The organism is Acidovorax sp. LjRoot204 (assembly GCF_056175785.1).
Genome location: NZ_JBGFFF010000015.1, coordinates 25,609 through 48,818 on the forward strand (window position 1 = coordinate 25,609; position 23,210 = coordinate 48,818).

Sequence of the window (23,210 nt, forward strand, 5' to 3'; positions counted from 1 at the left end):
GCAACATGCAGACACAACGCTGACTGCACGCGCGCCGCGCAACTGCCGATAACATGGGCAGAGCAATCCCCACCCCACCGCGCTGGCCGGCCTGCGCGCAGGAGAAAAACCATGTTCTTTGTGTTCGGCCCGTCAGGCCAGATGTACCGGGGCGGCCCCGAAAACCTGGCACGTATTTCTGCGGTGCGCAGCGTGCAGCGCCCGCAGGCCCTGCGCACGCGGGCCATGGACGCACAAGATGGCCAGCCAGGGCCCGTCTTCACGGCCCCGCCCCGCCCCACTGCGGCCGACACCAACGCTGCTGCGCCTGCGGCCATCGTCAACCTGCGCATGCACGACGCGGTGAGCGCCTACGCACAGACCGAGCAAGGCCCCCAGGCCAGCACCCGCCAGCCGTTGACCAAGGTGGGCGATGTGATGACCACCGGCGGCGTGAGTGTGGCGCCGGACGTGCGTGTGAACGATGCCTGGCAGACCCTGGCCGAGCACAAAGTGGCGCAGGCGCCCGTCGTCGATGTGCTGGGCCGTGTGATCGGACTGCTGCTGAGGGCCGACATGGCGCCACTGGACCTGCTGCCCGAGCCCGGCGCCGTCAAGCAGGCCATCGACCTGGCCCGCCGCCCGGTGGCCGAGGTGATGGTGAGCCCCGTGCCCACGGTGTCCCCTGACACCGAGCTGCGCCGCGTGGCTGCCGTGCTGCTGGACACGGGCCTGCCCGGCCTGCCGGTGACGGACGAGGCGGGCGTGCTGTCGGGCTTTATCTCGCGCACCGACATCCTGCGCGCCGTGGCAGCCGACCCACCACTGGACCTGTGGAGCGGGCCCGCCGTGCCCTTGTAAGGAAATATTTGAATAAAAATGGCCGCTGGCGCTAGAAGAATATGCGCCAGCCGCTATCAATTCAGGAGTGAATAAAAAGGGCGCCTGTTGGCGCCCTTGCACGATCACCGGCGGCCCTTCACGCCACCGTCAGTGGGCCGATGGACCTGTCTCTGGCGTGCGCTCACGAATCTCCAGCCCCGTGGCCGCGTCGATCTTGAGCCCCTTGGGCAGCGGGAACTTGATGGTTTCCTCGATGCCCGCCATGGTGCGGACCGACACAGCGCCCAGCGCCTTGATGCGGTCGATGACCTGCTGCACCAGGATTTCAGGCGCGGAGGCACCCGCAGTGAGCCCCACGCGCGAACGGCCCTTGAACCACTCGCCCTGCAGCTCGTCCGCACTGTCCACCATGTAGGCGGTGGTGCCCAGCTTGGCGGCCAGCTCGCGCAGGCGGTTGCTGTTGGAGCTGGTGGGGCTGCCCACCACGATCACCACGTCAACCTGCGGGCTCAGCACCTTGACGGCGTCCTGCCGGTTCTGCGTGGCGTAGCAGATGTCCTGCTGTTTGGGCTCGCGCACACTGGGGAAGCGCGCGCGAACGGCGGCAGAGATTTCGGCCGCATCGTCCACCGAGAGCGTGGTCTGTGTGACCACGGCCAGCTTTTCGGTCTGCGCAGGCTGCACGCGCGCCACGTCTTCCACGTCTTCCACCAGGTGGATGCCGTGGTCCAGCTGGCCCATGGTGCCCTCCACCTCGGGGTGGCCCTTGTGGCCGATCATGATGAACTCGTAGCCCTCTTTGGCGAGCTTAGCCACTTCAACGTGTACCTTGGTCACCAGCGGGCAGGTGGCGTCAAAAATGCTGAAGCCACGCGCCTCGGCCTCTTGCTGCACCGCCTTGCTCACGCCGTGGGCGCTGAAGACCAGCGTGGCCCCCGGGGGCACGTCCGACAGCTCTTCGATGAAGATCGCGCCCTTGGCCTTGAGGTCGTTCACCACGTAAGTGTTGTGCACGATTTCGTGGCGCACATAGATGGGGGCGCCAAACTTCTGAATGGCGCGCTCCACGATCTCGATGGCGCGGTCCACACCGGCGCAAAAGCCACGCGGCTCGGCCAGCAGGATTTCTTTCGGCGCCAGCATCACAGGATCCCGATCAGCTGCACTTCAAAGGTCACGGGCTGGCCCGCCAGCGGGTGGTTGAAGTCGAACAGCACGGCGCCGTCGTCACGCACCTGCATCACGGCCCCCGCGTAGCTACCCTGGCCGTCGGGCGTGGGGAACTGCACCACATCGCCCACGTTGTATTTCTCGTCGGGGTCGCCCAGTTCGTTCATCAGCTTGCGCGCCACCCACTGTTGCATGTCGGGGTTGCGCTCGCCAAAGGCCTCACCCGCAGGCAGCTCGAAGGTGGTGCGCGTGCCCTCGGCCAGGCCTAGCAGGCGCTGTTCCATGGCGGGCGACAGCTCGCCCGTGCCCAGCGACAGGGTGGCGGGTTTGTCGGTAAAAGTGTTGATCACATCCCCCGCCGGGCCGGCCAGGCGGTAGTGCAGCGTGAGGAAGGAGCCCGGCTGAACAGTGGGAAGGGAGGTGGAAATAGAGGTCATGAGAGTCCCGATAAACTGCCGCGATTGTAGAAAACCGGGCAAACCCCTACCGCAGCCACCGCTGCTGGCGCGTCCCACCTCCTCTTCCATGGCCATCAAAGACCTGCCCGCCGACGCCCAGCCCCGCGAAAAACTGCTGGCACGAGGCCCCGCCGCCCTGGCCGATGCCGAGCTGCTGGCCATCCTGCTGCGCACCGGCATCGTGGGCAAGGGCGTGCTGCAGATGGCGCAGGAGCTGCTGGACCCGCCCGGCATCGACCCAGAGACGGGCGCCGTCACCGGCGGCTTTGGCGGCATTGCCGGGCTGTTGCACACCAGCGCGGCCGACCTGGAACGCATCAAGGGCCTGGGCCCCGCCAAACGCGCCGAGCTGGTGGCGGTGCTGGAGCTGGCCCGCCGCGCCCTGGCCCAGCAGTTGCGCGAACGCGAGGTGTTCGACTCGCCCGATACCGTCAAGCACTATTTGCAACTGCACCTGGCCGCCAAGGGACACGAGGTGTTTGCGGTGCTGTTTGTCGATGCGCAAAACCGCCTGTTGGCCCTGGAGGAGCTGTTTCGCGGCACGCTCACGCAGACCAGTGTGTACCCGCGCGARGTGGTSMTGCGCGCSCTGCACCACCAGGCGGCSGCYGTGGTGCTGGCSCACAACCAYCCSAGCGGCAGCGTGCAACCCAGCCGCGCCGACGAGGCGCTGACCCAGACCCTGAAGACCACACTGGCCCTGGTGGACGTGCGCGTGCTCGACCATGTGATCGTGGCGCCGGGCCAGGCGCTGTCGATGGCAGAAAAGGGCCTGATGTGACCGCCCCAGCCCCCGCGCCACCCCCGCTACCCACGGCCCTGCAAGCGGCGCTGGCACGTGCTGCGTACGCTGCTCCAGGTAAAGCGGCGCCTATGGAAACCACCGCTCCCGCACCGGCCCCCACCGCGCCCCGGTCCACCCGGCGCGCAGGGCTGGTCGACAAAAAAGCGGCTGCCAAGGCGGCGATGCGCCCGCTACGCCACGCCCCCGCCGCGCCCGCGGCCGCAGACAACCCAGCACCACCCCGCCGCCGCGCCCCCCCGGCCCCGCGCCGCGCGGGCGAACGCATCACCCAACWGCAGGACCTGGCCACCGTGGCCCGCCGCCTGCGCGAAGACCAAGAGCGCCGCGAGGCCGAAGACAAAGCCCGGCGCGAAGCCGCCGCCCGGGCCGAGGCCGAGCGCCACCTCTTCAGCCGCAGCGTGGGCCCCGTCACCCCACTGCGCAACCCGAATGTGGCGCGTCTGCGCCGCCACCAGCCGCCGCCGCTGCCGGTGCAGCACTGGCTGGACGAGGAACGGGTGCTGCTTGAATCCATCAGCGATGACTTCGACGTGAGCACCCTGCTCGACACCGACGACCAGTTGAGCTTTCGCCGCCCAGGCATTGGTGTGGAAGTGACGCGCCGCCTGCGCTCTGGCCACTGGAGCATCCAGCGCCAGCTGGACCTGCATGGCCTGCGCGTGGACGAGGCGCGCGAAGCGCTGGGCGACTTCATCCGTCATGCCCACAAGACGGGCCTGCGCTGCGTGCGCGTGGTGCATGGCAAGGGGTTGGGCTCGCCCGGCAAAAGCCCCGTGCTCAAAGGCCGCGTGCAACGCTGGCTGGTGCAGAAGAACGAGGTGCTGGCCTTCGTACAGGCGCGGCCCATGGATGGGGGCGCAGGGGCGCTCGTGGTGCTGCTGCAACCCGTTCTACGCAAAAACTCATGAAAAAATAGCTGCAAGCGCTACATTCATATGCGCTTGCAGCTATCAAAAGCAGAGCATTTCAGCGCCCTACAGCAGGCTGCTCCGTAGCGGCGCTGCGAACGCATGCACCGCCACGGCCTCCGTAACAGGAGGGGGACGACTACTTGGACAGGTCCACGCCGTACTTTGACGTGCCCTTGCCCGAGCCATCATCGGCCGCCAGCAGCGACACGTTGCCCAACCCGGCCGCCTGCGCCACGCTGAGGGCATTGGCGCCCGAGCTGAACACCACCGGACCCGCCACCGTGGCCTTGGCAAAGCGCCAGCTCTTGGCAGCGCCGTTGGCCGCGCGGGTCACTGCCGGGTTCTTGCGGATGTAGTCGATCACCACGTCGCGGTTGGCGTCGGGCGAGGCCCAGATGGTGCCCGAGCCGTCGAGCTTGTCGATGAAGCTCTTGCCGCTGGTGGCGCGGTAGTTGTTGGTGGCGATCACGAACTCCTGCGCCACATCGATGGGCTTGCCCAGATACGTCAGGTTCTTGATGCGGCTGCCCACGGGCTGGGTCACGTCGATCTCGTACTGCATGTCGGCCGTAGTGAACATGTCGAAGTTGTACCCAGGGAAGGTGCTGATGAGCTGCTGCTCGGTGGTCTTGGCGGGGTCGATCTGGTTGAAGCGCTTGGCAGCGGCTTCGAGCCAGTTCTTGATGTCGCCACCGTTGACCTTCACCGCGTAGACGGTGTTGGGGTACAGGTACAGGTCGGCCGCGTTGTTGATGGCCAGCGGGCCCACGGCCACGTCGGTGTAGTCGGCCCCGCCCTGGAAGCCGCTCTTGAACGGCGCACTCACGGACAGCACCGGCAGCTGCGCATACTGCGGCAGGCTGGCCTTGATGTAAGCCGCCACGTAGGCCTGCTGTGCCTGGTTCACGATCTGGATCGCGCCCGGGTCGCCCACGTCGGCAAACAGCGTGCTCATGCGGAAGTCGGTCTGGCCGATAGGCGTCTTCACGTACTGGATCGCGGCCTGGTGCTGGGTCTCGATCAGCGGGGCGATGGCGGGGTCGGCGTCCACGGTCACCGTGGCGCCTGCGGCATTCTTGTTCTGGATGTTGCGCAGCTCGCTCTTGCTGGCGGACTTGTTGACCACCCACTTGCTGCCGTCCCATTGCAGCGCCAGCTGCACCACACCCAGGGCCTTGCCCCAGGAGCTGGCCATGACGGCAGGCACGCCGTTGATGGTGCCCGCCTTGTGGTCCACGCCGGCCAGGTTGAAGCTGGGCGTGGCGGCCGTGTCGGGGAACACGCCATGCTGGTGGCCCATCACCATCGCGTCGATACCTGCCACCTTCGACAGGTACAGGCCCGGGTTCTCCATGGTGGCCGAGTAGGCGGCACTGTCGAGCCCGCCGTGCAACAAGGCCACCACGATGTCAGCCCCCTTGGCACGCAGCTCGGGCACGTACTTGTTGGCGGATTCCACGGCGCCTTCGGTGTAGACCTTGCCTTCCAGGTAGCGCTTGTCCCAGTTCATGATGCCGGGGGTGGTAAAGCCGATCACGCCGATCTTGATCGGCAGCTTCACCTCCTTGCCATCCGTACCCTTGGCCACCAGCGTGCGCTCCAGCAGCGTGTAGGGCTGCACCAGCGGCTTCTTGGTCTTATTGCTGTACACGTTGGCCAGCACGGCGGGGTAGCCAGAGCCTGCGCACTTCTTGGAGGGGTCCACGCCGTCCACATCCAGCCCGCCGCCCAGCACCTGGTTCAGGAAGGGCAGGCCGTAGTTGAACTCGTGGTTGCCCAGCGTGCCCGCATCAAAGCCCAGCGCGCCCATGGCCTTGTACATGGACAGCTGCTGCGTGCACGGGATAGGGCTGATGCTGGCCTCGTAGTCGGCCAGTGCGGTGCCCTGGATGGTGTCACCGTTGTCCACCAGCAGCGTGTTGGCAAACTCCTTGCGGGCCGCGCGCACCAGCGTGGCCGTGCGCTCAAAGCCGTAGCTTTTGTCTTCGGCCAGCTTGAAGTAGTCGTAGCTGCGCACGTTGAAGTGCAGGTCGGTGGTCTCCAGCACGGCCAGCGTGGCCGTGGCGCCCGCGTTGCTGCTGGCGTTGTCGCTACTGCCGCCGCAGGCAGCCAGCGACGCGGCCAGCGCCACCATGCCCCATGCAGCCATGCGGCGTGAAACATGCGAAGGAGAAATCAGAAAGCCCAGAGTGCGTTCAGACATGAACAGTCCCGAATTGAAACAAGGGACCGAGTGTCTGGGCCAGGTTTGACAGCGGTGTGACGTGGCAACGTGGCCGCAACACTTGTGTCTCGTGCTGCGGTCAGTGCGCCTTGCAGCGACTCAATCGATACGGTACACGTCGCCGTTGTGCGGCGAGGCGCTTTCGTGGAACAGGTCTTCCAGAAACTGTGCCAGCTCATGCTCTTCGACAAAGTCGGGGATCACAAAGCCCGACTGCGAGCGCTTGCCATCTGCGCCCACTCGGTAGGCCTGCCACAGCGCACCTTCGCGGCGCACTTCGACGATGCGACCGAAAACATTAAAACGGGGGTGAGCGTTCAACGGTGCTGCCATGGGGTACCGATCTATCCTTCGGCCTCTTGCCGAAAACCATCACAGATCACTACCCATGCGGCTTTGGAGGCCACATGGATGTGCTTTTGGGGCGGGGTCTCGTAGGCGGTGTCCAAGGTACCCAGCGGCACGGCCACCCACTCGCTATAGGGGCCTTCGCTGTGCCACAGCAAGGGCGAGCCACACACCGAGCAAAACGTGCGCGTGACCGGGGGCGAAGACCGGTAGGTGCGCGTCAGCCCTTGACCAGACACGAAGCGATGGTGCACACGCAACACGCTGCCATAGCTGCCAAACGCCGCACCATGCGCCTTGCGGCACATCGAGCAGCGGCAGTGCGATGCACCCTGCAATGGCGCCGTGGTTTCGTAACGCACGCCACCGCACAGGCAACTGCCTCGGTGCACAGCAGCAGGCGTCGTCATGGCGCCACCGACGCGATCAAGTCCACCTCCACCGTCGCGTTCTTGGGCAGCTGTAGCACACCCACCGAGGTGCGGGTGTGGGCACCAGCCTCGCCCAGCACGGCAAACAGCACCTCGGAGGCACCGTCGGCCACCTCGCTTTGCTGCGTGAAGGCAGGCGCCGACTGCACGTACACGGTGATGCGCAAAATGGATTGCACGGCATCGAGCGAACCCAGCGAGCGCTGCAGCAGGGCCAGCGCCCGCATCACACACACCTTCGCTGCTTTTTGCGCATCGGCCAGCGTGGCGACCGCCCCGGCAGCGCCCGTGACCACCACCGTGTCGCCCACGCGCGGGATCTGCCCGCTCAGGTAGATGTGGTGGCCGTCACGCACCAGCGGCACATAGTTGCCACCAATCTTGATCTCGCCCTCAAAGCTGTAGCGCAGTGCCTGGGCTTGTTCCTGAAATCTCGCGTCGCGTGACATGGACATGGGTCTCCTGAAAAAACTGCGGCCTTCGCAGCGGGCTACATGAAGCGCGCAAAAGGGTCTACCAGCGAGGCGATCGACACGGTGCCGGGCGCCCCACCCTCGTCACGCCGCGCCGATTCATGCCCTGCATGTACGGGCACGGCGGGCAAAGGCTGCATGCGGCGGCCATACACGCGCTGCACGCGGTCGTCGAGCGTGGGGTGGGTATCCAGCCAGCGCTCCATGCGGCTGCGGCCGGGTACATCCACCAGCAGCATGTGTTGCACGGCCGGGTGGGCCAGGCCGGTGTGGACGGGGTTCTCGGCATACCCGGCCAGGGTGTCACGACGCTGGGCCATGACCTTGCGCAGTACGCCACCCAGGCCATCGCGGCTGCGGGTCCATTGCACCGCGCGTGCGTCGGCTAGGTATTCGCGCTGGCGTGATACGGCGGCCTTGAGCATGCGGCCGGTGAGCCAGCCCGCAAAGCCCGCCACCATGATGGCCGACCCGAACCACCAGGCCAGGCCCCGACGCTCGCGCATCGTGTCGCCAAAGTTGTAGACCAGCTCCAGCCCGAACACCATGCCCGCCAGGCGCATCTTCAGGCGGGTGTCGCCCTCATGCAGATGGCTCAGCTCGTGCGCCACCATGCCCTGCATCTCTTCGCGGGTGAGGTAGTCCAGGGCACCCTGCGTCACGGCAATGACGGCGTCGCTCTCGTCCCACCCGGCAGCGAACGCATTGATGGCATCGGTGCGCGGCATGACCATGATCTGCGGGCGCGGCATGTGCGCGGCAATGCACAGCTCGTCCACGATGTTGGACAGCCGCTGCTCGGCGTGCGACAGCGACGGGCGCAACTCGCGCGCGCCCACACGCTGCGCCAGCTTGACACCGCCTGCGCGCAAGTTGGACGTCTCCACCCACCAGCCGCCCAGCACCAGCATCAGCGAGACACCCACATTGGCGGCCAGAAAACCTTGTGGAAAGGGCAAGTGCACGGGCAGCACCGCCACCATCAGCCACCAGGCCAACGCCAGGGCAGCGTGCACAGCCGCTACCAGAACGACCACAGCGAAGGCAAAACCCAGCAGCAGGCGGCGCGTCTCGCTGCGCGCGTTGTGCTGGTGATCCCAGAACTTCATGCGAATGGAAGCGGAAGGGTCAGAACTTCACCCGGGGCGCGGCGCGCTCTTCATCGGACTGCGTGGATGCCAGCATGGGCGCGGGCGCAAAACCCAGCAGGCGCGCGACGATGAGGTCCGGGAACTGCGCCGCCGCGTCGTTGAACTCCAGCGCCTGGTCGTTGTAGGCCTGACGTGCAAACCCCAGGCGGTTTTCGGTGCTGGTGATCTCTTCGGACAGCGACTGCATGGAGGCGTCGGCCTTGAGTTCAGGGTAACTCTCGGCCACCACCATCAGGCGGCCCAAGCTGCCGCCGAGTACACCCTCTGCCGCCGCCAGCGCGCCCATGGCGCTGGCGCTTTGCGGTGCGGCACGCACCGCTGCAGCCGCGCCCTGCGCCTGGCTGCGGGCCTTGATCACGGCTTCCAGCGTGGCGGCCTCGTGCGCCAGATAGCCACGCGCCACCTCTACCAGGTTGGGGATCAGGTCATAACGGCGCTTGAGCTGCACGTCGATCTGGCCAAACGCATTGGCAATGCGGTTGCGCAACTGCACCAGCCGGTTATAGACCGCCACCGCCCACAAGCCCAACGCGACCAGCACAACGACCACGACCCATGCGGTTGCCGACATACCCCACCTCCTGTATTTGTTGGAGGGAGCATCTTAGAGCCTGTGGAGGCGGCTCCCAGGAAACATACCAGGGCGCCATTCAACGGCGCAAACGGGCACCACCTCGCGGGCGGGCTACACCCCTTTGTTGCGCATCCAGTCCGCCGTGCCCATGAAGCTTTCCTTCAGCCGCACGCGCAGGTCGGAGGGCACGCCGGTCTCGCCCATGGCCTGGTCCATGCAGGCCACCCATTGGTCGCGCTCCTTGATGCCGATGGCAAACGGCATGTGGCGCGCGCGCAGGCGCGGGTGGCCAAACTGGTCGGTGTAGTACGACGGCCCACCCAGCCATCCGCACAAAAACATGAACAGCTTTTGCCGCGCCTGGCCGAGGTCGTTGCCATGGGCGGCACGCAGCTCGGTGTAGCCGGGCTCCAGGTCCATCAGGTCATAGAAGCGCTCGGTCAAGGYGCGCACGCGTTCTTCGCCGCCGATCCATTCAAAAGGGGTGGTGGCCACGGGGGCATCTGCGGCAGAGGACGAGGGGGTGGATTCCATGGGGTTGGCAAGGAGAGGTTGCCAGGCGGTGTCGGGAAGCCTTTGATTATAGAAATCAAGGGCCCTTCATTCGCCTTGTGGGACCTTGGGACAGCCGCACTCCGACACCCGATGCCCTGCCCTGCTACTCCAGCACCGCCCGCAGCTGCCGCGTGGTCACCGCCAAGCGCCGGGCGCCAATCTGGGCCAGGTTGTTCATCACTGTGAGGGCCGCCTCGGGGTACTGCCTTGCCCAGGCATCAAAATGTGCGCGCGACAAACGCACCAGATGCGCCGGGCCACGTTCCGCACCCGCGCAGGCACTGCGGGCCGCACCATTGAGGAAGGCCATTTCGCCAAACGCCATGCCCGGACCGACGGTGGCCAGGCGCAAGCCTTTGTCGGGCGGCCACTGGGTGACCAGCGTGATGTGGCCGGACTTGACCACGAGGAGGTCATGGTCCGTATCCCCCGCATGGAACACTACGCCATGGGGCGGGACAGCCTGGGACACCAGCAGCGCCTGCAAGGCCTCGGCGGCGGCCTTGGGCACGCCCTCGCCCACCTCGCCCAACACATCGCGCTCGGGGTGCGCGGGGCGTTGCTCGATAGGTCGCTGCGACAGGATGCCCACCTCGGCCCATTCCAGCGCCCGGTCCAGGTCGGCAAAGGCGCGCACATGCTCCCCCGCATGCTCGGCGGCCATGGGGTCCAGGGCTGCCACGGCCGCGGCGATGCCCTGCTGGTCCAGATCGCGCACCAGCGCTCGCAGTTGGGCCATTGCCGTGCTGTCCCACGCGGGCACGCGGCCCGCGTCCAGAATGACCCAGCGATGGCGCGGCAGCAGCAGCATGCGCACCTGCTCGGCCAGGTGGGCAGCCACGCCAAAAGACATCACGCCTTGCAGTTCAAACACCGCCACCTGGTTCATGCGCGGCGTCAGCCAGCTGTCCGACCCGGCACGGCGCAAGCGCCGCGAGCGCAGCTCGCCATCCAGACGCACATGGCGCAGCACCGTGGCGGCAGAGTCGTGCAGCAGCACAAACGTGGCCACGACCAGGCCAGCCACCAGCGCCCCCACGCCCCCCATCACGGCAAACACCAGCGCCACCAGCCAGCTTTGCGCCCAGGTCACCCGGGACCGGCGGGCATAGCCCAACGACCACATGAGGCCCGGCACCTGCATCAGCCCCGCCAGCACCAGCCCCCCGGCAAGACAGGCCATGGGCACCCAGTGCAGCCACCACGCCCCGGTGACCGCCACCCCCAGCATGATGGCGGCGTGCCAGCGCGGGGCATCGCGCGAGGCCCCCGCCTGCGCCAGCACAATGCGCGAACGCGATGCGCTGGTGGATGYGGGAATCATGCCCATCAGCCCACACAGCGCACCCAGCAAACTCTCGCGGCGCAGCGCCAGGTTGGCATTGCCACGCAGGCCATGGTCCAGCTCCAACTCCTGGTTGAATACCAGAATCTCCAGGCTGTTGACCAGCGCCATCAGCACCGCCAGCACCACCAGAGCGGAGCCCTGCTGCCGGGCCAGGGCCATCCAGGGAATGCCCGTCCAGTCGGGCAGCATGGGCCAGGCAAACACGCTGGGCCGCACGGCCGGCACAAACACACTGCCCAGCCCCACACCCCATACCCCCGCCAGCGCCACGGCCAGTGCCACCAGGGCCACGGCCGACAGCAGCCCTGGCATGCGGGGCCAGCGCCGGCGCAGCCCCCAGGCCAGCCCCACCACGGCCAGCGCAGCCAGCAGGTGCCAGCCGGTGCGTGCGTCCCACAGCGCATCGGCACCCGCACCAAAGCCATTGCGCACCTGTCCCACCACCATCGACAAGCCCACACCGGCTGCAAACCCGTGGGTGACCGATATGGGAAGAAACCGCGCCACCGACGCCAGCCGCAACACCCCCAGCAGCCACTGGAACACAAAGGCCAAAGCCACCGTGGCACCGCTGACCGCCAGCACCTGGCGCGCGCTCAGGCCCAGGCTGGGGGCCGCACCGTGGGCAGTCGCCAGCACGGCGGCAAACAGCAGGGCCACCACCGTGGTCGGTGCATACACCACCCCGGCACGGGGTGTCGCCAGGGTCAGCAGCAGGCCGGGCAATGCAGCCGACCACAAAGCCAGCGCGGCCAGCGAATGTTCGCCCGCCAGCGGCGCAAATGCCAGCAGCCCCAGCCCCACGGCGTGGGGTACGGTGACCGCTGCCGCAGACCACGCCGCCGCTGCGCCCGAGGGCTGCGGCGCCGAGGGCCCAACCTCAGCCCCCGCCGAAGGCCCGGCACGGCGATGCAGCGAGGCAGTCACGGGTGCGGTCGGCGGCATGGAGAAGGTCTAATAATCCCTGGGCATTGCGCGCCTACAGGCTGCGCGCCGCAAAGGTGTCGCAGGTCTTGACACTGCCACTTTGCAGGCCGCTGTTGAACCAGCGCTGCCGCTGSKCGCTSGTGCCATGCGTGAAGCTCTCGGGCACCACCGCGCCGCCATTGGCCCGCTGCAGCGCATCGTCACCAATCTTGGCGGCGGCGTTCATGGCTTCTTCCACGTCGCCCTGCTCCAGGATCTGGCGGGACTTCTGGGCGTGGTGGGCCCACACCCCCGCAAAGCAGTCGGCCTGCAGCTCCAGCCGCACCGACAGCGCGTTGTATTCCACCTTGCTCACACGGCCCCGCATCTGGTCCACCTTGGCGCTGATGCCCAGCTGGTTCTGCACGTGGTGGCCSACCTCATGGGCAATSACGTAGGCCTGGGCAAAGTCGCCCGGGGCACCCAGCCGGGTCTTGAGAGTCTCGTAGAAACCCAGGTCGATGTAGACCTTCTKGTCRSCGGGGCAGTAAAACGGCCCCATGGCTGCCTGTCCCGTACCACATGCGGTGGGCGTAGCGCCCCGGAACAACACCAGCCGCGGGTCCTGGTAGCGCCCGCCGCCCTGGCGGAACACCTCGCCCCACACGTCCTCCGTGTCGGCAAGCACCGTGGACACAAAACGTGCCATGGTGTCATCGGCTGGTGGGCGGTGGGCCGGAGCATGGGGTTGCGTCTGCACCTGGGGCGCTGGGCCGCCGCCGCTGAGCAGCCCCAGGATAGTCAAGGGGTTGATGCCCAGCACCCACCCCCCCACCAGCGCGATCACGATGGTGCCAATGCCGATGCTGCGCCCACCAAACACCGGCGACCCACCACCGCCGCCCTCGTCACGGCGGTCTTCCACGTTGTCGGACTCGCGATTGCCTTCCCATTTCATTGCGTCTCTCCAGCGCCCTCCAGATGGGGCGRCCAAGCCTGCATGTTACGCGCGGGGCCGCCCTGGCGCGGACGATTTACGATGTGTTCCACCCCGCTTTTGCCTGCCTTTCATGACATCTGCCGCACACCACAGCGCGCCCCATGCCGGGCCCACCATTCTTCTGACTGGTTTTGATCCGTTTGGTGGTGGCGCGCACAACCCCAGCTGGCTCATTGCGCAAGCGCTGCACGGGCAGCGCATCGCAGGACACCAGGTGGTGGCCGCGCAATTGCCCACGGTGTTCGGGCAGTCGTTGCAGCGGCTGCAGTCGCTGTTGCAAGAACACCGGCCCGCCCTCACGCTGTGCCTGGGCTTGGCAGGCGGTCGGGCAGCGCTGTCCATCGAGCGCATCGGCATCAACATCAACGATGCGCGCATTCCCGACAACGGTGGCGCACAGCCCATAGACACCCCGGTGCAACCCGGCGGACCTGCCGCCTACTTCGCCAGCCTGCCCATCAAGGCCATGCTGCGCGCCGTGCAACGCGCAGGCGTGCCCTGCGAGGTGTCGCAAACCGCTGGCACCTTTGTCTGCAATCATGTGCTGTACGGCCTGATGCATCTGCTGGCACAAGGCATAGGCCCAGAGGGCGCACGGGGCGGTTTTGTGCATGTGCCCTGGCTCAGTGGTCAGGGCGAGCCCCATCTGCCCCTGCGCGACATGGTGCGCGGCATCCATGCCGCCCTGTGGGCTGCGGTGCTGACGCCGCAGGACATCGCGCTGCGGGCAGGAGCCACGCATTGATGGGCATGGCAGCCACGGCGAACCTGATCCCGCGCGCATCACACGCTGGCTGACCTTGGGCACTGCACAGGTGAGGGCTTCTCCGCTCCCACGAGAGCGGCATGCTGTGTACAGTCCGCCTATGCTTTTTGCCCCCTCTTCAGCCCCCTCGGGCGTGCTGGATGCAGCAGCCACCGCTGCGCGGTTGCCCTGGTCCGATCTGGCTGATGAAATAGCGGCCTTGCTCAAAGACCCCACAGTCGTGGTGCCGCAACGCGCCGTGCTGCCGCTGGCGCAAGGCGGCAGCTTGTTTGTGATGCCCGCCACGGATCAATCGGTGGCCATGACCAAGCTCATCACCTTCACCCCGGGCAACGCGGGCACAGGACGCCCGTCGATCCAGGGCGATGTGGTGGTGTTTGACATCGCCACGGGCGAGCGTCGGCTGGTGCTGGACGGGCCCACTGTCACCGCACGGCGTACCGCCGCGGTCTCTCTGCTGGCCGCCCGGCATCTGGCGCAGGTGCCGCAGGGCCCTTTGCTCATCGTCGGCGCAGGAGTGCAGGGCCTGGCACATGCCGAGGCATTCATCCACGGCCTGGGCGTGCGCGAGGTGTGGATTGCCTCGCGCAGCAGCACCAGCGCCCAGGCCCTGGCAGCGCAGGTGCGCGGACTGGGCGTCCACGTGCGGGTGGTGGCCGATGCCGATGCCGCCGTGCCCCACTGCCCGCTGATAGCGACCTGCACCACGGCCAGCGCGCTGGTGCTGAGCGCCCCGCCCCGGCCCGACGCATTTTTGGCGGCCGTGGGCGCTTTCACGCCCGCCATGGCAGAGCTGGCCCCTGCCCTTTGCCAGCATGTGGCGCGGCACGGACGCATCGTGGTGGACACCAGCGATGCACTCCATGAGGCAGGTGACCTGCTGCAGGCAGGCCTGGATGTGGCGGCGCTGCCGACGCTGGGTGAGATGGTCCGGAGCCTCGGTGCCGCAGCCCCTGAGCGGCGTTCGGGCCCGGTGCTGTTCAAGAGTTGCGGCTGGGCCGGCTGGGACTTGGCAGCAGCCCGGCTGGCCCTGCGCCGCGCCAGCCCGGCACCGGCCGCGACCGCACACTTGGCAGACCCTTCCGCATGATGCTCATCACACGTTTTTCAGACCACAGCCTGCGCATGCAGATCGCGCTGGTGTTTGGCACGCTGGTCGTGACCCTGTCAGTGCTGCTGTCGCTGGGGTTTGGCGAGTTGCTCAAGCACCGCATTCAGCGCGATGCAGGCAGTTCCTTGCAGGTGGTCGCCGAAAACGCAGGCAAGCTCCTGGCCCTGGGCCTCATGCAGCGCAGCCTGGAGGCCGAGGTGATGGCCAGTGCCGAAGTGGTGTGGTCCAAGGGGCTCGACTCCGCCGAGGCCCAGCACATGCTGGCCCGCAGCCAGGCCATGCAGCCCACCAACATCTGGATCGGTGTGGCCGATGCGCAAGGCGTGGTGCGCAATGCCACACGCGGCCTGCTGGTGGGCCAGAGCGTGGCCCAGCGGCCCTGGTTTCAACACGGACTCGAAGGGGTGCATGTGGGCGACGTCCACCCCGCCAAGCTGCTGGAGTCCCTGCTGCCCCCCACCGCCACTGGTGAACCACACCGGTTTGTGGACTTTGCAGCGCCCATACGCATCGGTCCCACCACGGTGGGCGTGCTGGGAATCCACGGCAGCTGGCAGTGGACACGCGAGGTACTGGAGAGTCTGACCCCTGCGTCATCCGATGAAAGCGCGCTGGAACTGTTCATCTTTGACCGCGAAGGCCAGTTGATTTTTGCGCCTGGCGGACAGACCGAGGTGATGCGGTCCGCCGGGCAGCAACTGCCCGAGGACATCCGTGTCAACAACAACCGTGATGGCGACCGCACGCAGACCACCGTGGTCCGGTGGAGGGATGGCAAGCGCTACCTGACCGCTGCCACGCAGCTGCAACCGCGCAACGCGGCCAGCGATCTGGGCTGGCGCATCGTGGCACGCCAGCCTGTGGAGCTGGCTTTCGCGGAGGCAGACAACACCGTGCAACTGGCACTGGTGATTGGCCTGACGGCCGCGCTGCTGGCATCCGCCCTGGCCTGGCTGGCCGCCCGGCGCCTGAGCGTGGACCTGTATGCACTGGCCGACGCGGCCAGCGCGGTGGAGGCCGGGCGCCCCGGCAGCGACATTCCGACCATGCAAAGCAGCCGCGAAGTACAACAGCTGTCTCAGTCTCTGGGCCGCATGACGCACCGCCTGCTGGCCGCCCGCGAGGCGATGGAAGAAAAAGTGCGCCTGCGTACGCTGGAGCTGGAGGCCGCGAACCGCGCGCTGGACCTGCAGGCGCGCACCGACGCCCTCACCGGGTTGCTGAACCGGCGCGGCTTCGAGACACAAATGGCCTTTGCGGTGGCGCTGGCGCGGCGCAGCAGCCGTCCGCTGAGCCTGATCACCGTGGACGTGGACCACTTCAAGCGGGTGAATGACACCTACGGGCATGAAGCCGGAGACGAGGTCCTGCGGCGCCTGGCACGCACGCTGGAGTCCCGCCTGCGCGGCTCTGATGTGGTGGCGCGTCTGGGGGGAGAAGAGTTCGTGGCGTTGCTGCCCGACACCGACCTGGGGGGCGCCCAGTCCATTGCGCAGGCCCTGGTCACCGCCATGGCAGAGCAACAGAACCCGGTCGTGGGAACCATCACCGTCAGCGCAGGTGTCGCAACCATGCGCAGCGCAGACGACAACGGCGCCGCCATGCTGCGTCGGGGCGATGCAGCGCTCTACGAGGCCAAGGGCCAAGGACGCAACAGGGTCTGCGTGGAGGCGTGAGGGCTGCCCGAGCCCACAGTGGTGCCGTCCCCCGGTGTTGCGGGCCGTGGCTCCGGGCTTTCGGCTTGCAGCACGGGCGCCTCAAAATACGGCTGCAGCTGGGCCGACAGCTCTTGCAGACCAGCGTCCGGAGCGCCAGCCGCCAACGCCAATCGCTCCAGGGCATAGGGCCGGTGGCCCAGCATCATCGACATGTTCACGCAGTGGCCGTGAGCTGCCATGCGCAGCACAAAGGCATTGAGCAACTCACAGGGCCAGTAGGTGTGGTGTGCCTGGCAGTCGGCGTCGGCGGAATGCGGCGCAGCGTCTGGGCGCCGGGGCGGCGGGATGACAGAAGGCGCAGGGGCTGGAGCGGGATCGGCCAGCGCTGGCGCCAGAGCGCGGATGGGCGCAAAGAACAAGGTTGAGGCGGCAGCGGACATCAGCATGGTGAAACTCCATCAGCCTCCATCTCCCGGGAGGCGTGTCACCGATGCTAGAAAACTTACCGATGCTTGCATTTCAGCCAAGGCGCATGGCGCGTGTAGGACACAACCCCTGCCACCGCCCGCCATGTGCGCGTGGTCAGGCCTTGGGCAGTGTCACGCCCACCTGGCCCTGGTACTTGCCGCCCCGGTCTCGGTAGCTGACCTCGCACACGTCGTCCTTGTCGCTCTCGAAGAACAGCACTTGTGCGCAGCCCTCGCCTGCGTAGATGCGCGCTGGCAGCGGCGTGGTGTTGCTGAAYTCSAGCGTCACRTAGCCTTCCCAYTCGGGCTCGAASGGCGTCACGTTGACGATGATGCCGCAGCGSGCATAGGTGCTCTTGCCCAGGCAGATGGTGAGCACRTTGCGCGGGATGCGGAAGTAYTCGACCGTGCGSGCCAGCGCGAAGCTGTTGGGCGGGATGATGCAGYWGTCRCCSTSSAWRTCGACRAAGCTCTTYTCRTCGAAGTTCTTCGGGTCSACCACSGTGCTGTGGATGTTGGTGAAMACCTTGAATTCRGGCGCRCASCGGATGTCGTAGCCGTAGCTSSWGGTGCCRTAGCTGATGATCTTGCGGCCTTCGACCTCGCGAACCTGGCCAGGCTCAAAGGGCTCGATCATTCCGTGCTCGGCCGCCATGCGSCGGATCCATTTGTCGCTCTTGATGCTCATAGCAGAACTCCCTGCGCTGTGGCCCGCTCAGTGGTGGACTGCCGGGCGCTATTAAATACGTAGCTGGTAGCGCATGAATATCAAGCGCTAGAGCCGTATTTTGCTTGAGAAATCACCGTTTGCTGCACCACACGGTCGTCGCCGAGCACGATCAGCGCAAACAAAAGCTCATCGAGGTTGCGCGCCTGGCGGGTCTTGCGCGCCAAAAGCGGCGTGGCTTCGGGGTTCAGCACCACAAAATCGGCCTCGCAGCCCGGCTGCAGATTGCCGACCACACCCGCCAGGCCCAGCGCCCTGGCCGCGCCCGCCGTGTGTTGCCACCACAGTTGCTGGGGTGACAGACTCAGGCCCTGCTTGGTCTGGCCCTCACGCCCCACGTAGTACGCGGCCAGCATGGTGTGGAACGGGCTGAAGCTGGTGCCTCCGCCCACATCGCTGGCCAGGCCATAACCAAACCCCACGCGGTCGGCACCGGCGTAGTCGAAAAACCCGCTGCCCAGAAAGAGGTTGCTGGTGGGGCTGACCGCCGCCACCGCGCCGGTGTCACGCATCAGCGCGCGGTCGTCGTCATCGAAGTGGATGCAGTGCGCATACACCGCACGTTCGCGCATCAGGCCAAAGTCGTCGTACACGCCCAGGTAGCTGCGCGCGGCGGGGAACAGCTCGCGCGCCCAGCGGATCTCGTCGCGGTTCTCGGCCACGTGGGACTGGATCCACACATCGGGGTAGCGCGCAGCCAGCTCGCCCGCGCCGCGCAATTGTTCATGCGTGCTGGTGGGCGCAAAACGCGGGGTGATGGCATACCCCAGGCGGTCCACGCCGTGCCAGCGCCGGATCAGCGCCTCAGTGTCGATGAGGCTCTGCTCGGTGTCGTCGCGAACGCCATCGGGCGAGTGGCGGTCCTGCAGCACCTTGCCGGTGATGAGGCGCATCCGCTGGCGCTGGGCCTCGGTGAACAGGGCATCCACCGACGCGGGGTGCGAGGTCGAAAACGCCAGGGCTGTGGTCACGCCGTTGCGCAGCAGCTCGGCCACAAAAAATTCGGCCACCTGTGCGCTGTAGCCGGGGTCTACAAATCGGGATTCGTGGGGAAAGGTGTAGTTCTCCAGCCAGGGCAGCAGGCCATCGGCTGGCGAGCCGATCACGTCCGTCTGCGGGAAGTGGATGTGCATGTCCACAAACCCCGGCGCCAGGATGCGCCCCGGCAGATGCACCACAGGCTCCCCGGCAAATTGCGGCGCGAGAGTCTGCCAAGCGCCTGCCGCCAGCACACGCTGGCARCCCTGAGCGTCATGGCCAACGGCCAGCAGGCCATCTTCGTCATAGAGGGCGCTGCCATCGTCGGCAAAACGCAAAAGAGCGGAACGGTAAACAGGCATGGCGCCAAGCTTAGCGGCAGGGGGCGCCGTTTGTATATGCAGCACCCCATAGTGGCTATGGGGTTCGGGGAGCGCCGACCAGTGAAAACGATGGGCGATATGCCCTGCAGGATCAGCGGGACACCTTGCCCACCACGCCTTCCACCAGCCAGTTCATCTGCAATATCTGGGCATCCGGCAGTGCCTGGCCAGCAGCAATGCGCTCCTGCCCTTCGTTGTCGCGCACCGGCACTTTGCCCGCACGGAAGGGCTGGAGCTTGCCCGCGCCCACGGCCTTTTGGGCATTCAGCACCTCCTGCTGGACGGCCGCCGGCACCCGGGTGCCAAAGTCACCGACGCGGATCATGCCCTCGCGCACGTCGCCCCACACATTGGCACTTTTCCAGGTGCCGTTTTGCACGGCGCGCACGCGCTCGGTGTAGTAGCTGCCCCACTGGTGCGTCACGGCCACGATCTGCGCGTCCGGGCCCGTCTTGCGCATGTCCGAGTGATAGGCCACGGCCATCTTGCCGCGCTCTTGCGCAGCCGCCATCACGGCAGTGGAGCCAGTATGGAAAGCAATCACATCCACGTCCTGGTTGAACAGTGCCATGGCGGCATCCCGCTCCTTGGGCGGGTCGAACCATACGTTGAGCCACACCACCTTGACAGTGGCCTTGGGGTTGACCGAGCGCATGCCCAGCGTGAAGGCGTTGATGCCCTGCAGCACTTCGGGGATSGGAAASCCSGCCACGWASCCKGCCAYGYYSGTCTTSSTCATGCGGCCKGCMGCAATGCCCGCGAGRTARCGSCCYTCGTAGTAGCGCGCATTGGCGGTGGCSACATTGGGSGYGGTCTTGTAGCCGGTGATSGAYTCGAACTTCACGTGCGGATAGTCCTGCGCCACCTTGAGTGTGGGCTCCATGTAGCCRAAGCTGGGGGTGAAGATGATCTGGTGGCCGGTGGCAGCCAGGTCGCGGATCACGCGTTCGGCATCGGCACCTTCGGCCACGTTCTCGACAAAGGTGGTCTTCACCTGATTGCCCAGCGCGGCCTCGACGGCCTTGCGGCCTTCGTCATGCTGGCGCGTCCAGCCTGCCTCGGTGATGGGTGAGACATAGACAAAACCGGCTTTGACCGGGCCGGCGACGCTGCCCTTGGCGGACGTGGTCTGGGAAAAAACGGGGGAGAAAAAACAGGCGGCCACGAGCGTGGCAGCGAGGTTTTTGTACATGGTGTTCCTCTACATGGCCCTGATGGAATGGAACGGAAGCACCGCAGGACGACGGTGCCACCTGGAAGGTCAGACTGTGCGAAAACTACATGGAGCGGTGTTGCAAAGACTGCCGGGTTAAAAACAGGATTCAAGTGTGGGCGTGCGCTGCAGCAGCGCACAGAGCCCCGCCATCAATTTCAATTCAGCCGCAGCGCCTGCGGGCCCGCGCCCAGGCGGAAGGCACCGACGACTTCGGCCAAGCGCGAAGCCTGGTCCTTCAGGCTTTCCGCGGCAGCGGTGGACTCTTCCACCAGGGCAGCATTCTGCTGGGTCATCTGGTCCAGCTGGGTCACCGCCACATTCACCTGGCCAATGCCCTGGCTCTGCTCCGATGCGGCTGCGCTGATCTCGCCAATGATGTCGGTCACGCGGCGCACGGAGCTCACGATCTCGCCCATGGTGGTGCCGGCGTTCTGCACCAGGGCAGCACCCGACTCAACCTTCTCCACCGACACGCCGATCAGCGTCTTGATTTCCTTGGCCGCCTGGGCCGAACGCTGGGCCAGCGAGCGCACTTCGCTGGCCACCACGGCAAAGCCACGGCCCTGCTCGCCCGCACGGGCGGCTTCCACGGCGGCGTTGAGGGCCAGGATGTTGGTCTGGAACGCGATGCCGTCGATGGTGCCGATGATGTCGGCAATCTTCTTGCTGCTGGTGTTGATCTCGTCCATGGTGGTCACCACCTGTGCCACCACATCGCCACCGCGCTGGGCCACCTGCGCCGCCGACACGGCCAGCTGGTTGGCCTGCACGGCCGAATCGGCGCTCTGGCGCACGGTGCTGGTCAGCTCTTCCATCGAGCTGGCGGTCTCCTGCAAGCTGCTGGCTGTCTGCTCAGTGCGCGCGCTCAGGTCCTGGTTGCCAATCGCGATCTGGGTGCTGGCGGTGGAGATGCTGTCCACCACGCCCCGCACTTGCTGCAGCGAACGGTGCAGCGCGCTGCGCATGGCATCCAGCGCGCGCAGCAGGTGGCCGGTTTCGTCATTGGCGTAGCTCGCCTGGGGGGCACCCGTCAGGTCCATGTTGGCGATGGTCTCTGCAATGGCCTCGGCCTTGCGCAGCGGACGCGTGATGCTGGTGGTCAGCAGCCAGGCCAGCAAGGCGCCCAGCAGCAGCGACACGCCGGTGCAGATCTGCAGCAGCAGCGTGGTCTGGGCACGCAGCTCTTCGCTGCGCTTGCCGGCCGCATCGAGCTCGGCGCGCTGGCCATCCACCATCTGCTRCACACCCGCCAGATAGCTGCGGGAGGTGGGCTCAAACCGCTCGGTGAAAACCTTGTTGGCGTTCTCGGCATCGCCCGCCTGCTTGAACTTGCTCACTTCCTCGCGGGCCGCCAGGTAGTCTTTGCGTAGGTCACCCACCTTGGCAAAAAGCTGCTTCTTCTCCGGCGTGTCCATCTTGGACTCGATGAATTTCTGCAGCTCGTTGGTGTCGCGGATCGACGCGGCCGTGGCGGGCGCAAAGTAGGGGATCAGGCTCGCGTCGCTGCTCTTGGCGATGGCTGCCGCGCGCTGCACGCCCGATGTGGTGTGGCGCAGCCAGTCCGAGCCAGCGCGCTCGGTCTTGATGTTGTCGTTGACCATGGCGTCGATCTCCCTGCCCAGCTGGCTGAGCTTGACCACGGCCACCACGCTGCTGGCAAAAAACAGCGCCAGGATGAGGCCAAGCACCAGGGTCAGGCGCTTGCCAATGGAGATTTGACTGAGAAACATGGAAAGCTCCAAAAAAGGGGGCAACACGGCACCCGTGCACTCCGCAAGGGAGCGCAGGGTAAGGGCCATGGTGGTGGATCACCCCTTGGGCCTGGACCGGACGCAATTCGAACGAATACTTACTATTTTAAGGGTTTACCCAGATCAGGCCCCTGCCGCACTGGCGACAGTCCCTCTGGCGCCATTTCCCAAGCCCACTGCGCGCGCTACCCGAAGCTCAGTAGTCGTGCTCCACGCACCGCTCGAACGCTTCCTTGAGCTTGTGCTCCCACACCCGCTTGTCAGCATTGCCTGCAAAGCTGGCTTCAAAACTGTTGAAAGCCAACTGGTAAGCATGTTTGGCCGTGAGCCCCGTGGCCGCAAACACCTGGGTGAAGTTCTCGTTGATGTAGCCGCCAAAGTAGGCAGGGTCGTCCGAATTCACGGTGGCAGCCAGCCCTGCATCGAGCAGCTTGCCGAGGTTGTGGTCCGCAAGGTTGGGGAAGACGCACAGCTTCTGGTTGGACAGCGGGCACACCGTGAGCGCAATGCGGTCTTGCGCCAGGCGCTGCATCAGGGTAGCGTCGTGTACCGCCTGCACGCCATGGTCGATGCGCTCGACCTTGAGCACATCCAGCGCACTCCAGATGTAGGCGGGAGGCCCCTCCTCCCCCGCATGGGCCACCAGGTGCAGGCCCAGCTCGCGGCAGCGGGCGAACACGCGGGCAAACTTCTCGGGCGGGTGGCCCAGCTCGCTGGAGTCCAGCCCCACACCCACGATCTTGTCGAGCAGCGGCATGGCCTGCTCCAGCGTTTCGAACGCCGACTCCTCGCTCAGGTGGCGCAGGAAGCACAGGATCAGCGTGGCGCTGATTCCGAGTTCGGCGCGGGCATCCTGGCAGGCACGGTGCAGACCGTTGATGACGGTCTCCATCGCCACGCCGCGTGCGGTGTGGGTTTGCGGGTCGAAGAAGAGTTCGGCGTGCAGCACGTTGTCGCGCGCCGCACGGCCCAGGTAA

The 23,210-nt window shown here is 66.5% G+C and carries 23 protein-coding genes; 6 read left to right on the forward strand and 17 right to left on the reverse strand.

The genetic code is table 11. The features are described 5' to 3' along the window. Positions 1 to 111 precede the first annotated feature (111 nt). A complete protein-coding gene (locus tag AC04MI_RS05110; RefSeq protein WP_436078119.1) occupies positions 112 to 840 on the forward strand; it encodes a CBS domain-containing protein in 729 nt (242 codons plus the stop codon). Positions 841 to 969: 129 nt separating this feature from the next. Here AC04MI_RS05110 and ispH read toward each other — a convergent pair whose 3' ends face one another. Then, entirely contained in the window at positions 970 to 1,965 is a 996-nt protein-coding gene (ispH, locus tag AC04MI_RS05115) for a 4-hydroxy-3-methylbut-2-enyl diphosphate reductase (RefSeq protein ID WP_056747430.1), read from the reverse strand. Then, positions 1,965 to 2,429 carry an FKBP-type peptidyl-prolyl cis-trans isomerase gene (locus AC04MI_RS05120; RefSeq protein ID WP_056060856.1) on the reverse strand — a complete coding sequence of 155 codons (465 nt, stop codon included), beginning with the start codon at positions 2,427 to 2,429 and terminating at the stop codon, positions 1,965 to 1,967. Before AC04MI_RS05120 ends, ispH begins: the two co-directional genes overlap by 1 nt. 88 nt (positions 2,430 to 2,517) lie before the next feature. On the opposite strand from AC04MI_RS05120, the gene radC reads away from it, so the two are divergent. Further along, the gene (gene radC / locus AC04MI_RS05125; RefSeq protein ID WP_476497213.1) at positions 2,518 to 3,231 is read left to right on the forward strand and encodes a RadC family protein; all 714 of its coding nucleotides are present in this window, start codon (positions 2,518 to 2,520) and stop codon (positions 3,229 to 3,231) included. Positions 3,232 to 3,416: 185 nt separating this feature from the next. After that, complete coding sequence (locus tag AC04MI_RS05130; protein WP_476497227.1) at positions 3,417 to 4,163, forward strand: Smr/MutS family protein; 747 nt, start codon at positions 3,417 to 3,419, stop codon at positions 4,161 to 4,163. A gap of 139 nt (positions 4,164 to 4,302) precedes the next feature. On the opposite strand, the gene AC04MI_RS05135 is transcribed toward AC04MI_RS05130, so the two are convergent. The 9 genes from AC04MI_RS05135 to ypfJ form a co-directional block, all read right to left on the reverse strand. Continuing rightward, positions 4,303 to 6,315: a bifunctional 2',3'-cyclic-nucleotide 2'-phosphodiesterase/3'-nucleotidase gene (locus tag AC04MI_RS05135; RefSeq protein ID WP_436078219.1), complete on the reverse strand. Its 2,013-nt coding sequence runs from the start codon at positions 6,313 to 6,315 to the stop codon at positions 4,303 to 4,305. Between the two features lie 174 nt (positions 6,316 to 6,489). After that, entirely contained in the window at positions 6,490 to 6,723 is a 234-nt protein-coding gene (locus AC04MI_RS05140) for a DUF7661 family protein (RefSeq protein ID WP_436078121.1), read from the reverse strand. Positions 6,724 to 6,734: 11 nt separating this feature from the next. Next, the gene (locus tag AC04MI_RS05145; protein WP_476497215.1) at positions 6,735 to 7,148 is read right to left on the reverse strand and encodes a GFA family protein; all 414 of its coding nucleotides are present in this window, start codon (positions 7,146 to 7,148) and stop codon (positions 6,735 to 6,737) included. Further along, positions 7,145 to 7,618: a RidA family protein gene (locus tag AC04MI_RS05150; protein ID WP_436078220.1), complete on the reverse strand. Its 474-nt coding sequence runs from the start codon at positions 7,616 to 7,618 to the stop codon at positions 7,145 to 7,147. The genes AC04MI_RS05145 and AC04MI_RS05150 overlap by 4 nt, the downstream gene beginning before the upstream one ends. A 41-nt stretch (positions 7,619 to 7,659) precedes the next feature. Beyond that, positions 7,660 to 8,751 (reverse strand): M48 family metalloprotease, encoded by a 1,092-nt coding sequence (locus AC04MI_RS05155; RefSeq protein ID WP_436078122.1) that lies wholly within the window; start codon positions 8,749 to 8,751, stop codon positions 7,660 to 7,662. 19 nt (positions 8,752 to 8,770) lie between these two features. Then, on the reverse strand, positions 8,771 to 9,364 hold the full coding sequence (locus AC04MI_RS05160; protein WP_056060837.1) for a LemA family protein: 594 nt from the start codon (positions 9,362 to 9,364) through the stop codon (positions 8,771 to 8,773). 114 nt (positions 9,365 to 9,478) lie between these two features. Beyond that, positions 9,479 to 9,901 (reverse strand): group II truncated hemoglobin, encoded by a 423-nt coding sequence (locus tag AC04MI_RS05165; protein ID WP_476497217.1) that lies wholly within the window; start codon positions 9,899 to 9,901, stop codon positions 9,479 to 9,481. Between the two features lie 124 nt (positions 9,902 to 10,025). Beyond that, the gene (locus AC04MI_RS05170; protein ID WP_476497218.1) at positions 10,026 to 12,215 is read right to left on the reverse strand and encodes a cyclic nucleotide-binding domain-containing protein; all 2,190 of its coding nucleotides are present in this window, start codon (positions 12,213 to 12,215) and stop codon (positions 10,026 to 10,028) included. A 34-nt stretch (positions 12,216 to 12,249) separates the two neighbouring features. After that, positions 12,250 to 13,134: a KPN_02809 family neutral zinc metallopeptidase gene (gene ypfJ / locus AC04MI_RS05175; RefSeq protein WP_476497220.1), complete on the reverse strand. Its 885-nt coding sequence runs from the start codon at positions 13,132 to 13,134 to the stop codon at positions 12,250 to 12,252. Between the two features lie 112 nt (positions 13,135 to 13,246). On the opposite strand from ypfJ, the gene pcp reads away from it, so the two are divergent. From pcp to AC04MI_RS05190, 3 genes are all read left to right on the forward strand, one after another. Beyond that, the gene (gene pcp / locus AC04MI_RS05180; RefSeq protein ID WP_436078123.1) at positions 13,247 to 13,921 is read left to right on the forward strand and encodes a pyroglutamyl-peptidase I; all 675 of its coding nucleotides are present in this window, start codon (positions 13,247 to 13,249) and stop codon (positions 13,919 to 13,921) included. 121 nt (positions 13,922 to 14,042) lie between these two features. Beyond that, entirely contained in the window at positions 14,043 to 15,032 is a 990-nt protein-coding gene (locus AC04MI_RS05185; protein ID WP_436078124.1) for a delta(1)-pyrroline-2-carboxylate reductase family protein, read from the forward strand. Continuing rightward, positions 15,029 to 16,729 (forward strand): diguanylate cyclase, encoded by a 1,701-nt coding sequence (locus AC04MI_RS05190; protein WP_476497221.1) that lies wholly within the window; start codon positions 15,029 to 15,031, stop codon positions 16,727 to 16,729. Before AC04MI_RS05185 ends, AC04MI_RS05190 begins: the two co-directional genes overlap by 4 nt. On the opposite strand, the gene AC04MI_RS05195 is transcribed toward AC04MI_RS05190, so the two are convergent. The 6 genes from AC04MI_RS05195 to add all read right to left on the reverse strand — a co-directional run. Beyond that, the gene (locus AC04MI_RS05195) at positions 16,681 to 17,157 is read right to left on the reverse strand and encodes a hypothetical protein (RefSeq protein WP_436078126.1); all 477 of its coding nucleotides are present in this window, start codon (positions 17,155 to 17,157) and stop codon (positions 16,681 to 16,683) included. The genes AC04MI_RS05190 and AC04MI_RS05195 overlap by 49 nt on opposite strands. 136 nt (positions 17,158 to 17,293) lie before the next feature. Further along, complete coding sequence (gene dcd, locus AC04MI_RS05200; protein WP_476497222.1) at positions 17,294 to 17,866, reverse strand: dCTP deaminase; 573 nt, start codon at positions 17,864 to 17,866, stop codon at positions 17,294 to 17,296. Positions 17,867 to 17,946: 80 nt separating this feature from the next. Continuing rightward, a complete protein-coding gene (guaD, locus tag AC04MI_RS05205) occupies positions 17,947 to 19,245 on the reverse strand; it encodes a guanine deaminase (protein ID WP_288852600.1) in 1,299 nt (432 codons plus the stop codon). Between the two features lie 112 nt (positions 19,246 to 19,357). Then, a complete protein-coding gene (locus AC04MI_RS05210; RefSeq protein WP_476497223.1) occupies positions 19,358 to 20,458 on the reverse strand; it encodes a BMP family ABC transporter substrate-binding protein in 1,101 nt (366 codons plus the stop codon). A 179-nt stretch (positions 20,459 to 20,637) separates the two neighbouring features. After that, a complete protein-coding gene (locus AC04MI_RS05215) occupies positions 20,638 to 22,212 on the reverse strand; it encodes a methyl-accepting chemotaxis protein (RefSeq protein ID WP_476497224.1) in 1,575 nt (524 codons plus the stop codon). 217 nt (positions 22,213 to 22,429) lie between these two features. Continuing rightward, positions 22,430 to 23,210, reverse strand: a 781-nt coding sequence (gene add, locus AC04MI_RS05220) for an adenosine deaminase (RefSeq protein WP_476497225.1), incomplete at its 5' end; no start/stop codon positions are given.

Excerpts from the sequence above, each read along its gene's own strand:
- AC04MI_RS05110 (WP_436078119.1), top strand. The coding sequence starts at position 112 with ATGTTCTTTGTGTTCGGCCCGTCAGGCCAGATGTACCGGGGCGGCCCC.
- ispH (WP_056747430.1), bottom strand. The coding sequence starts at position 1,965 with ATGCTGGCGCCGAAAGAAATCCTGCTGGCCGAGCCGCGTGGCTTTTGC.
- AC04MI_RS05120 (WP_056060856.1), bottom strand. The coding sequence starts at position 2,429 with ATGACCTCTATTTCCACCTCCCTTCCCACTGTTCAGCCGGGCTCCTTC.
- AC04MI_RS05135 (WP_436078219.1), bottom strand. The coding sequence starts at position 6,315 with ATGGCTGCATGGGGCATGGTGGCGCTGGCCGCGTCGCTGGCTGCCTGC.
- AC04MI_RS05140 (WP_436078121.1), bottom strand. The coding sequence starts at position 6,723 with ATGGCAGCACCGTTGAACGCTCACCCCCGTTTTAATGTTTTCGGTCGC.
- AC04MI_RS05145 (WP_476497215.1), bottom strand. The coding sequence starts at position 7,148 with ATGACGACGCCTGCTGCTGTGCACCGAGGCAGTTGCCTGTGCGGTGGC.
- AC04MI_RS05150 (WP_436078220.1), bottom strand. The coding sequence starts at position 7,618 with ATGTCACGCGACGCGAGATTTCAGGAACAAGCCCAGGCACTGCGCTAC.
- AC04MI_RS05155 (WP_436078122.1), bottom strand. The coding sequence starts at position 8,751 with ATGAAGTTCTGGGATCACCAGCACAACGCGCGCAGCGAGACGCGCCGC.
- AC04MI_RS05160 (WP_056060837.1), bottom strand. The coding sequence starts at position 9,364 with ATGTCGGCAACCGCATGGGTCGTGGTCGTTGTGCTGGTCGCGTTGGGC.
- pcp (WP_436078123.1), top strand. The coding sequence starts at position 13,247 with ATGACATCTGCCGCACACCACAGCGCGCCCCATGCCGGGCCCACCATT.
- AC04MI_RS05185 (WP_436078124.1), top strand. The coding sequence starts at position 14,043 with ATGCTTTTTGCCCCCTCTTCAGCCCCCTCGGGCGTGCTGGATGCAGCA.
- AC04MI_RS05190 (WP_476497221.1), top strand. The coding sequence starts at position 15,029 with ATGATGCTCATCACACGTTTTTCAGACCACAGCCTGCGCATGCAGATC.
- AC04MI_RS05195 (WP_436078126.1), bottom strand. The coding sequence starts at position 17,157 with ATGCTGATGTCCGCTGCCGCCTCAACCTTGTTCTTTGCGCCCATCCGC.